The sequence below is a fragment of the Actinomadura sp. NAK00032 genome (genome assembly GCF_013364275.1).
Lineage (GTDB): Bacteria > Actinomycetota > Actinomycetes > Streptosporangiales > Streptosporangiaceae > Spirillospora.
On sequence record NZ_CP054932.1, the window covers coordinates 8,265,865 to 8,277,610 of the forward strand.

General features: G+C 73.1%; 11 protein-coding genes. 5 read left to right on the forward strand and 6 right to left on the reverse strand.

The window, feature by feature from the left end:
* Positions 1-15 precede the first annotated feature (15 nt).
* Entirely contained in the window at positions 16-513 is a 498-nt protein-coding gene (bfr, locus tag HUT06_RS37860; protein WP_176200108.1) for a bacterioferritin, read from the forward strand.
* A 6-nt stretch (positions 514-519) separates the two neighbouring features.
* Here the strand turns inward: bfr and HUT06_RS37865 are convergent, their stop codons facing one another.
* Both HUT06_RS37865 and HUT06_RS37870 read right to left on the reverse strand, forming a co-directional pair.
* A complete protein-coding gene (locus HUT06_RS37865; RefSeq protein ID WP_176200109.1) occupies positions 520-1,539 on the reverse strand; it encodes an adenylate/guanylate cyclase domain-containing protein in 1,020 nt (339 codons plus the stop codon).
* 171 nt (positions 1,540-1,710) lie between these two features.
* Complete coding sequence (locus HUT06_RS37870; protein ID WP_254715600.1) at positions 1,711-2,574, reverse strand: biotin--[acetyl-CoA-carboxylase] ligase; 864 nt, start codon at positions 2,572-2,574, stop codon at positions 1,711-1,713.
* Between the two features lie 81 nt (positions 2,575-2,655).
* On the opposite strand from HUT06_RS37870, the gene HUT06_RS37875 reads away from it, so the two are divergent.
* Positions 2,656-3,444 carry an enoyl-CoA hydratase/isomerase family protein gene (locus HUT06_RS37875; RefSeq protein ID WP_176200111.1) on the forward strand — a complete coding sequence of 263 codons (789 nt, stop codon included), beginning with the start codon at positions 2,656-2,658 and terminating at the stop codon, positions 3,442-3,444.
* Positions 3,445-3,535: 91 nt separating this feature from the next.
* Here the strand turns inward: HUT06_RS37875 and HUT06_RS37880 are convergent, their stop codons facing one another.
* From HUT06_RS37880 to HUT06_RS37895, 4 genes are all read right to left on the reverse strand, one after another.
* A complete protein-coding gene (locus tag HUT06_RS37880; RefSeq protein ID WP_176200112.1) occupies positions 3,536-4,270 on the reverse strand; it encodes a DUF899 family protein in 735 nt (244 codons plus the stop codon).
* Positions 4,271-4,353: 83 nt separating this feature from the next.
* The gene (locus HUT06_RS37885) at positions 4,354-5,571 is read right to left on the reverse strand and encodes an RNA polymerase sigma factor (protein WP_176200113.1); all 1,218 of its coding nucleotides are present in this window, start codon (positions 5,569-5,571) and stop codon (positions 4,354-4,356) included.
* On the reverse strand, positions 5,568-5,903 hold the full coding sequence (locus HUT06_RS37890; protein WP_176200114.1) for a YciI family protein: 336 nt from the start codon (positions 5,901-5,903) through the stop codon (positions 5,568-5,570). Before HUT06_RS37890 ends, HUT06_RS37885 begins: the two co-directional genes overlap by 4 nt.
* Positions 5,904-5,922: 19 nt before the next feature.
* Positions 5,923-8,511, reverse strand: a complete 2,589-nt coding sequence (locus HUT06_RS37895; protein WP_176200115.1) for a phosphoenolpyruvate carboxylase — start codon at positions 8,509-8,511, stop codon at positions 5,923-5,925.
* A 133-nt stretch (positions 8,512-8,644) separates the two neighbouring features.
* Between HUT06_RS37895 and HUT06_RS37900 the strand changes: the two genes are divergently transcribed.
* The 3 genes from HUT06_RS37900 (at position 8,645) to HUT06_RS37910 (ending at position 11,703) form a co-directional block, all read left to right on the forward strand.
* Complete coding sequence (locus HUT06_RS37900; RefSeq protein WP_176200116.1) at positions 8,645-10,237, forward strand: acyl-CoA carboxylase subunit beta; 1,593 nt, start codon at positions 8,645-8,647, stop codon at positions 10,235-10,237.
* Between the two features lie 28 nt (positions 10,238-10,265).
* Positions 10,266-10,508, forward strand: a complete 243-nt coding sequence (locus HUT06_RS37905; protein WP_138641635.1) for an acyl-CoA carboxylase subunit epsilon — start codon at positions 10,266-10,268, stop codon at positions 10,506-10,508.
* A gap of 142 nt (positions 10,509-10,650) precedes the next feature.
* Positions 10,651-11,703 carry an NYN domain-containing protein gene (locus tag HUT06_RS37910; protein WP_176200117.1) on the forward strand — a complete coding sequence of 351 codons (1,053 nt, stop codon included), beginning with the start codon at positions 10,651-10,653 and terminating at the stop codon, positions 11,701-11,703.
* Positions 11,704-11,746: the final 43 nt, after the last annotated feature.

The following is an 11,746-nucleotide window of genomic DNA, read 5'->3' on the forward strand; positions in this document are numbered from 1 at the left end:
GGAAGCATGGGGGCCATGGAAGGCGACAGAGAGATCATCGCGCTGCTCAACGAGCAGCTCACCGCGGAGCTCACGGCGATCAACCAGTACTTCCTGCACTCCAAGATGCAGGAGAACTGGGGCTTCCTCCGCATGGCCAAGCACACCCGCGACGAGTCGTTCGACGAGATGCGGCACGCGGAGCGGCTCACCAACCGGATCCTGTTCCTGGAGGGGCTGCCGAACTACCAGAAGCTCGGCACGCTGCGGATCGGCCAGACGATCTTCGAGCAGCTCAAGGCCGACCTCGAGGTCGAGATGGAGGCCGTGAACCGGCTCCGCCCCGGCATCGAGCTGATGCGCTCGCGCGGCGACGTCACGTCCGCCCGGATCTTCGAGGACATCCTCGCCGACGAGGAGGAGCACATCGACTACCTGGAGACCGAGCTGAGCCTCGTCGAGGCGCTGGGCGAGCAGAACTACCTGCAGCGCCTCACCGACTCGCCCACCGAGAGCGGCTCCAGCGCCTACTGACCGCGCCTACCCGCGCGGCGTCTCCGCGGACGCCGCCTTCCGGCGCAGCACGAACGGCTGGACGATGCCGAGGCCCCGGACCGGGCGCCGCACGATCCGCGTCACCTCGTACCGGGACGAGCCCTCCAGGCACGCCGCCAGCTCGCTGTCGATCACGACCGAGCCGGGGCGGGCCAGCGAGGTGAGCCGGGCGGCGAGGTTCACCGTCGTCCCGAACACGTCGCCCATCAGCGGCAGGACGGGACCGTGGGCCACGCCGACCCGGACGTCCGGGACCTCGGTCTCGTCCTGGATGGCCGCCGCGACGGTCAGCGCGATCTCCGCGCCGACCTCCGGCGCCTCCGCGCTGAACAGCACCTCGTCGCCGAGCGTCTTCACCAGCCGGCCGCCGCAGGAGGCGATGATGTCGGCGGCGGTCTCCTCGAACCACTCCACCACCCGGGCCAGCTCGATCTCCTCCAGCTCCCGGCTGACCTGGGTGAAGGACACCATGTCGGCGAACCCGACGGTGGTCATCGGACGGCCCACCGGGTCGCCGTTGTCGCGGCTCGCCGCCGCCGCCAGCGCCCGGGTGCCGGCCGCCGCGAGCTGCCGCCGCCAGGCGTGCACGACCAGCGGCTCGAACTCGTCGATGTGCTTCTCGGCGATGTCCACGACCGTGTCGACCGACTCCGCGGACGGCGTCTCGTGCGGGTCGCCGGTCAGCATGCTGCGCAGCAGGTTGACCTGCCATTCCGCGAGCCGGGTCATCGTCTGCCCGTACGCGCGGACCAGCCGGATCACGCCGTCCTCGTCCAGGATCCCGTCGTCGACCAGCCGGCGGAGCCGGTCCAGCGCCGCGACGTCGCCCTGGGTGTAGGCGATCGTCTCGTCCGGCATGGACGGGTACCCGAAGGCCCGCCAGATCCGGCCCGCGAAGTCGCGGGTGACCCCGGCCAGCCGGACGGCCTGGACGCGGGTGTACCGCAGCTCGCCGCCGAGCAGGAGCTCCTCGATCTCCTTCGGATCGGGCAATGCGGCCGCCATCTCCCGCCCCTCAGCCCGCCGCCGCCAGGGGCCGCGGCGACGGCGTCATGATGTGATCTCCGGACATATCGGTGCAGCTCACCAGCAACCCCAAGAGTTGGAACTCGCCGTGCACATCGTTGCAGATCAGCACTCGGATCAACGCCCGGACCGCGGATCCTCGTTCCCCGTTCAACGGACGTGCACCACATCTCCGGCGCTGACCGCGCTGTCCCCGCCCGGCCCCGCGACGACGAGGCGGCCCGTCGCGTCCACGTCCCGGGCCCGTCCGGTCAGCCGCTGGTCGCCGGGCAGCTCCACCCGGACGTCGCGGCCGAGCGTCACGCACAGGTCCCGGTAGGCGGTGCGCAGGCCGCTGGTCTCCGGGTCGCCGCCGAGCGCCGTCCACTCCCGGTACCAGGTCTCGAACTCGCGCAGGATCGCGCGCAGCAGCGGCGCCCGGTCGCTGAGCGGCGCGCCCTCGATCGCCAGCGACGTCGCGGTCGGCACCGGCAGCTCCTCGGCCCGCAGGCCCACGTTCAGCCCGACCCCGATCACCAGGCCGTCGTCGACCTTCTCGGCGAGGATCCCGGCGAGCTTGCGGTCGCCGACGAGCACGTCGTTCGGCCATTTGAGGCGGGCGTCCACGGCCGCGTCGGCAGCGGCGTCGGCGCCGAGGAACCGCTCCCCCTTCTGCGACCAGGCGGTCATCCGCCGGATCGCGGTGGCGACGGCGACGCCCGTCAGCAGCGACGCCCAGCCCAGCCGCTCCACCGGCACCGCCGGCCGCACCAGCATCGAGAACGCCAGCCCGGAGCGCGGCGGCGCCGTCCACACCCGGCCCTTGCGGCCCCGGCCGGCCGTCTGCCACTCGGTGACCAGCACGGTCCCCTCCGGGGCGCCCTCCCGGGCCCGCGCCGCGAGGTCGGCGTTGGTGGAGCCGGTCTCGTCCACGATCCCGATCTCCCGCCACAGCCCGCCCTCCCGGACGAGCGCGCGCCGCAGCGCGCCCTCGTGCAACGGCGGCCGTCCGAGATCCCCATACGCTGAGTCCACCCCTCCATCCAACCCGATGACGGTCTCGATCTTGGGGCCGGACGTCCGGTGGGGGCGTCGGCGCTCGTTAGGGTGCGGCATATGGATGGAGTGACGCTGCGGCGCGACGGGCATGTCGCGGAGATCGTGCTGGACCGCCCTGAGGCCCTCAACGCCCTGTCGACGGCGATGGCCCGCCGCCTCGCCGGCGCCTGCGCCGAGGTCGCGGCGGACCCGGCCGTCCGCGCGGTCGTGCTGAGCGCGGCCGGGGAGAAGGCGTTCTGCGTGGGCGCCGACCTCAAGGAGCGCAACGCGATGACGGACGAGGAGATCCTCGCGCAGCGCCCCGTCTTCCGCGCCGCGTTCGGCGGCGTGCTGAACCTGCCGCAGCCCGTCATCGCGGCCGTGCACGGCTACGCGCTCGGCGGCGGCTGCGAGTTCGCGCTCTCCTGCGACATGATCGTCGCGGACGAGACGGCCGTGTTCGGCCTGCCCGAGGTGGGCGTCGGCCTCGTCCCCGGCGGCGGCGGCACCCAGCTCGCGCTGCGCCGCCTCGGCCCCGGCAAGGCCGCCGACCTGGTCTTCACCGGCCGCCGCCTCGCCGTCGACGAGGCCGTCGACTACGGCCTCGCCGACCGCAAGGTCCCCGCCGGCACGGCCCGCGAGGAGGCCCTCGGCATCGCCGAGGCGATCGCCCGCAACTCCCCGACCGCCGTCCGCGCGGCGAAGCGCGCCATGCGCCTCGGCGGCGGCGTCGGCCTGGACGCGGGCCTCGACCTGGAGGAGAACGCCTGGCGCACCGTCGCCTTCTCCCCCGACCGCCGCGAGGGCATCGCCGCCTTCAACGAGAAGAGAAAGCCGAACTGGCCGGACCCGGAAACGGAGCGCTAGCGGAGTTTCCGGGTCCGGCCAGTTCCGCCTTTCGGGGGCATGTGGGGTCGCCCCCCAACGGCACTGGCCGAGCTGATCGGACGCGGGCTGCTCAGGCGGGGCCCAGGTCGTCGGAGTGGCCTGCTCGTAGGCGGGTCCACTGGGCGGTGGGGCGGCCGTCGGTGCGGAAGAAGCCGCCGTCGACCGAGCCCGCCCTGGGCCAGCCGGCGGGTGAGTCCTCCCAGGTCTCCTGGCGTCCGTAGACGGTCATGTCCATCAGCGAGTAGGCGATGTCCATGGCCTCCACGCCGCGGCCGTTCGTCCAGTAGGTCTCGAAGACCCGGTCGCCGTCGCGCAGGTAGCAGACCAGGTGGAACATGCCCGCGGTGCGTCCGGTCAGCAGGGTCTCGGCGGAGTCCTGGGCGGAGTACCAGGGCATGGTCCAGCCCATGAAGTCGCGGTACCGGACGCTCTCCTCGTAGGGGCCCTGGCAGAACGTCGCGTAGGTGATGCCCGCGGCGTGCAGGTTGGCCAGCTCGCGGACCTGCCCGTTGTAGTACGTGCAACCCTCGCACTGCTCCGCGGCGGGATGTCCGGTGTGCCACATCATGTAGTAGGCGATCAGGCGGCGGCGGCCCTCGAACGCGTCCAGCAGGGTGAGCGGGCCGTCCGGGCCGGTCAGCGGGGCCTTGGCGTCCACCTCGACCATCGGCAGCCGGCGGCGGGCGGCCGCGATCGCGTCGCCCTCGCGCGTGTGCGCCTTCTCGCGGACGCGCAGCGCGTCCAGTTCGGCCTGGAAGGCGGCCCGGTCGACCACGTCGGGCAGCGGAGTCGTGTCGGTGTTCATGTTCCCTCGCTCTCGATGGACTTTCACCCCACCGACGAACGGCCGCCGGCCGGGATCGACATCGCCGGGGAAAAATCTTGGAGTCAGAGGTCGCGGAGGCGTCCGGCCAGGTAGCGGCGCTCGGCTTCGGTCGGCGCCAGCTCCAGCGCCTCCTCGTACGCGGCCCTGGCCTCGGCGGGACGGCCGGCCCGGCGGAGCAGGTCGGCCCGGGTCGCGGGGAGCAGGTGGTAGCCGGCGAGCCGGCCGGACGCCGTCAGCTCGTCGACGAGGGCCAGCCCCGCCGGGATGCCGTCCGCCATCGCGATCGCGACGGCGCGGTTGAGGTCCACGACCGGGGACGGGGCCAGCCGCGCCAGTTCGGTGTAGAGGGCGGCGATCTGCGGCCAGTCCGTGCTCGGCGTGTCGGGCGCGGTGGCGTGGCAGGCGGCGATCGCGGCCTGCACCTGGTACGGCCCGGGCCGCCGCAGGGCCATCGCCCGGTCGAGCACCGCCACGCCCTCGTCGATCAGCGCGCGGTCCCAGCGGGAGCGGTCCTGGTCCTCCAGCGGGACGAGCACGCCGCCTGCCGTGCGGGTCGCGCGCCGGGCCCCGTGCAGGAGCATCAGCGCGAGCAGGCCGCTCGGCTCGGGTTCGGACGGCATCAGCCGGACGAGCACGCGGGCGAGGTGGACGGCCTCGGCCGCCAGCGGCCGGCGCGGGTCCGGCTCGCCGTAGCCCTGGTTGAAGATCAGGTAGAGCACGGCGAGGACGGCGGCGAGCCGCTCGGGGAGGAGTTCGGCGGGCGGCACCCGGTACGGGACGCCCGCCTCCCGGATCTTGCGCTTGGCGCGGACGAGGCGCTGCGCCATCGCGGGCTCGGCGGTGAGCAGGGCGCGGGCGATCTCGGCGGTGCTGAGCCCGGCCAGCGTGCGCAGGGTCAGCGCGACCCGGGCCGGGAGCGGCAGCGCCGGATGGCAGCAGGTGAAGATCAGCCGCAGCCGCTCGTCCGGGATGTCGTCGTCCGGCGGCGGGCCGGGGTCGCGGGCCGGGGCGGCGAGGGTGCGCAGCCTGGCCGCGCCGGCGGCGTCGCGGCGCAGCCGGTCGACGGCGCGGTTGCGGGCCGCCGTCGTGAGCCAGGCGCCGGGGCGGTCCGGGACGCCGTCGCGGGGCCAGGTGGCGAGGGCGGCGGCGAACGCGTCCTGCGCGCAGTCCTCGGCGAGGTCCCAGTCCCCGGTCAGGCCGATGAGGGTCGCGACGACCTGGCCCCATTCGTCCCGGTAGGCGGCGTCGACCGCCGCGCGCACGCCGTCCGGCGCGGTCATTCCCAGACGGGACGGACCTCGACTCCGCCCCACCGCGCGTAGGGGTGGCCGGCGGCGATGTGGATGGCCTCGTCCAGATCGGCGCACTCGATGATCACGACGCCGCCGACGAAGTCCTTCGTCTCGGCGTACGGCCCGTCCGAGACGAGGGTCTCCCCGTCCCGGACCCGGACCGTCGTCGCGTCCACGACGGGACGCAGCCGCACGCCGAAGCGCTTCGCGTCGCGCCGTTCCAGGTCGGCGAGCCACGCCCGGTGCCCCGGATCGGCCTCGATCTCCGCGTTGGACGGCGAGACCTTCTCGTCGTCGCAGATCAGCAGTGCGTACCTCATGCAGCCGATTCTGCCCCGGTCAGCCGGTGTTCTGGAGGCCGGCGGCGACGCCGTTGACCGACAGGAGGAGCACTTCTTCCAGGTGGGCCCGCTCGTCGTCGTTCTCCACGCCCGCGCGCAGCGCCTTCAGGGCCCGTAGCTGCAGGTGCGAGAGGGCGTCCACGTACGGGTTGCGCAGCTCGACGGCCCGGGACAGGACGCGGCGGTTCTCCAGGAGGCGTTCGTGGCCCGTCACCGCGAGCACCAGGCGGCGGGTGCGGTCGTACTCGGCCAGGACGGCCTCGGAGAGTTCGGGCCGCTCGCCCAGCGCCAGGTAGCGCTCGGCGATCGCGCGGTCGGACTTGGCGAGGCTCATCTCGGCGTTGTCGAGCAGGGTGTTGAACAGCGGCCACGCCTCGTACGCCTCGCGAAGCGCGGTCAGGTCGCGGCCGTCGTCGGAGACGGCGGCGAGGCCGCTGCCGAGGCCGTACCAGCCGGGCAGGTTGACGCGGGTCTGCGTCCAGGCGAACACCCAGGGGATGGCGCGCAGGTCCTCCAGGCCGCGGGCGGCCTTGCGGCGGGCGGGGCGGGAGCCGATGCGCAGCTCGGCGATCTCTTCGAGGGGGCTCACCCGGGCGAACCAGACAGCGAAGTCCGGGGTCTCGATGAGGGCGCGGAACGCCGCCCGCGCCGCGTCGCTGATCTTGTCGGCGAGCGGGCGGAACCGGGCGGCGGCCTCGCGGGCGCGGTCCTGCACGGGGTCGGTGGAGGCGAGCAGGACGGCGCTGGTCACCTGCTCGACGTGGCGGCGGGCGATCTCGCGGTGCCCGTAGCGGGCGAAGATGACCTCGCCCTGCTCGGTGACCTTGAACCGGCCCGCGACCGAGCCGGGCGCCTGCGCGAGGATCGCGCGGTTCGCGGGGCCGCCGCCGCGGCCGAGCGAGCCGCCGCGGCCGTGGAACAGCGTGAGCTTGATGTCGTGGCGGGCCGCCCACGCGGCGAGGGCCTCCTGCGTGTCGTACAGCCGGAGGGTCGCGCTGGTCGGGCCGAGCTGCTTGGCGGAGTCGCTGTAGCCGAGCATGACCTCCAGGCGGCGGCCGGTGTCGTCCAGGCGGCGCCGGACGGCGGGGATCTCCAGCATCCCGTCGAGGACGGCCGGGGCGTGCTCCAGGTCCTCGCCGGTCTCGAACAGCGGGATGACGTCCAGCACGGGCGCCCCGTCACCGAGGGATTCGGCGAGCGCGTGCACGTTGGCCATGTCCTCGGCGGAGCGGGTGAACGAGACGATGTAGCGGTGGCAGGCGCGGACGCCGAACCGCTTCTGGATCCAGGCGACGACGCGCAGGGTCTCGAGGATCTCCTCCGTCATCTCCGAGCGGGCGCTACCCGCCCGGACCTCCTTCAGGGCCTGCTCGTGCAGCTCGGAGTGCTGGCGGATCTCCAGCTCGGCGAGGTGGAAGCCGAACGTCTCGACCTGCCAGATCAGCTGCTGGACGCGCCCGTACGCCTGCCGGACGGCGCCCGCCGCGGCGAGGGAGTCCTGGACGGCCCGCAGGTCGGCGAGCAGCTCCTCCGGGGACGCGTAGGCCAGGTCGGCGTTGCGCTCGCGCGTCGCGGCGATGCGGGCGGCGGCGTGCAGCAGGAGCTGGCGGTGCGGCTCGCCCGGGGAGCGCTTGGCGATCTCGGCGATGAGGCCCGGCTGCGCGGTGCGGGCGGCGGCGAGGGCGTCCAGCAGGCCGGGCGAGGCGGGCGTGGTCGTCTCGTGGACGGTCAGCTCCCGGCCGATCCGGGCGGTCGCGTTCTCCAGGGCGTGCAGGACGTGCTCGGCCTGGATCATGACGGCGTCCCGGGTGACCTGCGCGGTGACGTAGGGGTTGCCGTCGCGGTCGCCGCCGATCCAGCTGCCGAACCGCAGGTACGGGTGGGCCTTCGGGGGCCGCGTGCCGGTGCCGGCGCCGTCGAGCGCGCGGTCCAGCGACCGGTAGATGTGCGGGACGACCCGGAAGATCGTCTCGTCGAACGCGGCCATCGCGGTGCGGACCTCGTCCAGCGGGTCGAGCGAGGTGTGCCGGCGCAGCGCCGTCCGCCACAGCAGGTCGATCTCCTCGCGGAGGCTGCGCTCGGTCTCCTCCCGCTCCGACGCGCCGGGCGCGTCGTTCAGCCGGGTCAGCAGGTCGCTGATCCGCTGGATCGCGGTGACGACGGCGCGGCGGCGCGCCTCGGTCGGGTGCGCGGTGAAGACGGGCCGGAACTCCAGGCCCTCGACGATCTCCTCCAGCCGGCCGTCGCCGGACGCGCGGATCTGCTCGATCGCCGCGGCCACCGACCCGGGGACGGTGTCGCCGGTGTCGCGCTCCCGCAGCGTCCGGATGCGGTGGTGCTCCTCGGCGAGGTTCGTCAGGTGGAAGTAGACGGTGAAGGCGCGGGCGACCTGCCCGGCGCGCTCCAGCGTCCAGCCGTCGACGAGCGCGGCGACCTCGTCGATGCCGGTCTCACCGCGGCGCGCCGCGATCACGGAGTGGCGGAGCCGTTCGACGTCGTCCAGCAGCTCTTTCCCGCCGTACTCCACGAGCCCGTCGCCGAGCATCGCGCCCAGCAGCCGGACGTCGCGGCGCAGCGGTTCGGGCATGTCCTGCCGAAAAGAGTCACGCGTCTTCGTAGCCACCCGACCAAGCCTAACGAGCCGGTCTGAGGCGGGGTTCGTCCCGGTCACCGGCACCCGGCCGCAAGAGCCGCATCAGTCGCCGGTTACCCTGACCGGCATGGCGACGGAAGCCCCTGAGCCCCCCGTGGACTACGACCTCCACACCACGGCGGGAAAGATCGCGGACCTGGAGCGGCGGCGCTACGAGGCGGTGAACGCCGGATCCGCGCGCGCCGTGGAGAAGCAGCACGCCAAGGGCAAGATGACCGCCCGAGAGCGGATCGACGCGCTGCTCGACCCCGGTTCGTTCGTGGAGTTCGACGAGATGGCGCGGCACCGCTCCACCAACTTCGGGATGGAGAAGAACCGGCCCTACGGCGACGGCGTCGTCACCGGCTACGGCACGGTCGACGGGCGCCCGGTCGCGGTGTTCAGCCAGGACTTCACCGTCTCCGGCGGATCGCTGGGCGAGGTCTTCGGCGAGAAGATCTGCAAGGTCATGGACCACGCGATCAAGACCGGCTGCCCGGTGATCGGGATCAACGACTCCGGCGGCGCGCGGATCCAGGAGGGCGTGGTCGCGCTCGGCCTGTACGCGGAGATCTTCAAGCGGAACGTGCACGCCTCCGGCGTCATCCCGCAGATCTCGCTGGTCATGGGCCCGTGCGCGGGCGGCGCGGTGTACTCCCCGGCGATCACCGACTTCATCGTCATGGTCGACCAGACGTCCCACATGTTCATCACCGGCCCGGACGTGATCAAGACGGTCACCGGTGAAGAGGTCACGATGGAGGAGCTGGGCGGGGCGCACTCGCACAACTCCAAGTCCGGCGTCGCCCACTACCAGGGGTCGGACGAGGACGACGCGATCGAGTACGTCAAGGCGCTGCTGTCGTACCTGCCGTCCAACAACCTGTCCGACGCGCCCGCGTTCGACGTGCCGGTGGACGTGACCGAGCTGGACGAGGAGCTCGACACCCTCATCCCCGACTCGCCGAACCAGCCCTACGACATGCACACCGCCATCGAGCGGGTGCTGGACGACGGCGAGTTCCTGGAGGTCCAGGAGCAGTTCGCGCCCAACATCATCGTCGGGTTCGGCCGCGTCGAGGGCCACTCGGTCGGCATCGTCGCGAACCAGCCGATGCAGTTCGCCGGAACGCTCGACATCGACGCGTCCGAGAAGGCCGCCCGGTTCGTCCGGACCTGTGACGCCTTCAACATCCCGGTGCTGACCTTCGTGGACGTCCCCGGCTTCCTGCCCGGCACCGACCAGGAATGGAACGGCATCATCCGGCGCGGCGCCAAGCTGCTGTTCGCCTACGCCGAGGCCACCGTCCCGCTCGTCACGATCATCACGCGGAAGGCCTACGGCGGCGCCTACGACGTCATGGGGTCCAAGCACCTCGGCGCCGACATCAACCTGGCGTGGCCGACCGCGCAGATCGCGGTGATGGGCGCGCAGGGCGCGGTCAACATCCTGTACCGGCGCGAGCTGGCCGGCGCGGACGACCCGGACGCCCGCCGCGCCGAGCTGATCACCGAGTACGAGGACACGCTCGCCAACCCCTACATCGCGGCCGAGCGCGGCTACGTCGACAACGTGATCAAGCCGTCGGAGACGCGCGGGCAGGTCGTGCGGGCACTGCGGTCGCTGCGCGAGAAGCGCAAGACGCTGCCGCCGAAGAAGCACGGGAACATCCCGCTGTGACCCGGACTCTCCTGGAAGGCCGGTTCTTGTGAGCTCCGAGCAGAAACCGTTCCTGCAGATCGTCCGGGGCGACCCGGGACCGGAGGAGATCGCCGCGCTCGTCGCCGTGCTGACCGCCCGCGCGCAGGCCGCGGCGGCGGCGCGGGACGGCGGCGGCCCGGCCCGCCCGTCCCGCTGGGCGGACCGGTCGCGGCTCGTCCGCAACACGTTCGCGGGCGACCTCGGGCCGCGCGGCCCGGGCGCCTGGCGGGCGAGCGCCCTGCCGCGCTGACCTGCCCGCTGACCTGCCCGCTGAGCTGCGGCGCGGTCCGGGCGCGGCGGGCCGCGCGCCGACTCTGCGCGGACCGCCCGCAGCGACATGTAACCGTGGTTCGCACCCAGTGGGGGCCTCCGCACGAATAAGGTGGAAGGCCATGGCCACCTCGGAGTACGTTGCCCAGCCCGCGCGATACGCCATCTTCGTCGACGCGGGATACCTTTACGCGGCCTCCGGTGCCCTGCTGCTCGGCTGCGGATCCCGGCGCGAGTACCGGGTCGCCGCGGAGAAGCTGATCAAGGCGCTGACCGACCACGCCGACGGGCAGCGGCGCGGCGAACTGCTGCGGGTGTACTGGTTCGACGCCGCGCCGAAGAAGCAGCCGACGGTCGACCAGCGCGTGATCGCCAACCTGCCGCTGGTGAAGCTGCGGCTCGGCAACCTGAACGCGCAGGGCCAGCAGAAGGGCGTGGACGCGCAGCTGCGCGCCGACCTGGAGGCCCTCGCCCGGCACCGCGCGATCACCGACGCGGTGCTGCTGGCCGGCGACGAGGACATGCTGCCCGCCGTGGAGGCCGCGCAGCGCTACGGCGTCCGCGTGCACCTGTGGGGCGTCGAGCCGACGCACGGCTCCAACCAGGCCGAATGGCTGGTGTGGGAGTCCGACACCGTCGAGGTGCTGCCCGCCGAGTTCCTCCGCCCGTACTTCACCAAGGCCAAGGTGCTGCCGGTGCCCGCGCCGGGCAGCGCCGCCGCCGTCCGGGACGCCGCGGCCGCCGCGCAGCGCGCGAACCCCGTCCCGTCCCCGTCCCAGGTGTTCGCGGGCAAGCCCCCGTCGGTGAAGCCGGTCCCCGCCGCCGTCCGCGCGACCGTCCCGGTCCCGGGCTCCGCGACCCCCGCCACCGTCGCCGCCTCGCTGAACTCCACCGCCCAGACCGACGGCAAGCTCGGCCCCGACCGCGACCACATGCTGGAGATCGGCGAGCACGTCGCCCAGAAGTGGATCTTCGAGCGCGGCCGCGACAACATCCGCGACCTGCTCCCCGGCCCCATCCTGCCGCCCGTCATCGACAAGGAACTCCTGATCGAGGCCGAGAAGGAGCTGGGCTCCTCCCTCCGCCCCTACCAGGAGGCCCGCACCTGGCTCCGCGACGGCTTCTGGGAACGCGTCTACCGCGAGTTCGGCATCGGGATAGGAACGTCCGACTAGCGAACGGGCGCGGTAGATACGTTTTGTTGTTGCGCGGACACTG

Excerpts from the sequence above, each read along its gene's own strand:
- HUT06_RS37875 (WP_176200111.1), top strand. The coding sequence starts at position 2,656 with ATGGATGGAGTGACGCTGCGGCGCGACGGGCATGTCGCGGAGATCGTG.
- HUT06_RS37880 (WP_176200112.1), bottom strand. The coding sequence starts at position 4,270 with ATGAACACCGACACGACTCCGCTGCCCGACGTGGTCGACCGGGCCGCC.
- HUT06_RS37865 (WP_176200109.1), bottom strand. The coding sequence starts at position 1,539 with ATGGCGGCCGCATTGCCCGATCCGAAGGAGATCGAGGAGCTCCTGCTC.
- HUT06_RS37885 (WP_176200113.1), bottom strand. The coding sequence starts at position 5,571 with ATGACCGCGCCGGACGGCGTGCGCGCGGCGGTCGACGCCGCCTACCGG.
- HUT06_RS37900 (WP_176200116.1), top strand. The coding sequence starts at position 8,645 with ATGGCGACGGAAGCCCCTGAGCCCCCCGTGGACTACGACCTCCACACC.
- HUT06_RS37910 (WP_176200117.1), top strand. The coding sequence starts at position 10,651 with ATGGCCACCTCGGAGTACGTTGCCCAGCCCGCGCGATACGCCATCTTC.
- HUT06_RS37895 (WP_176200115.1), bottom strand. The coding sequence starts at position 8,511 with ATGCCCGAACCGCTGCGCCGCGACGTCCGGCTGCTGGGCGCGATGCTC.
- bfr (WP_176200108.1), top strand. The coding sequence starts at position 16 with ATGGAAGGCGACAGAGAGATCATCGCGCTGCTCAACGAGCAGCTCACC.
- HUT06_RS37890 (WP_176200114.1), bottom strand. The coding sequence starts at position 5,903 with ATGAGGTACGCACTGCTGATCTGCGACGACGAGAAGGTCTCGCCGTCC.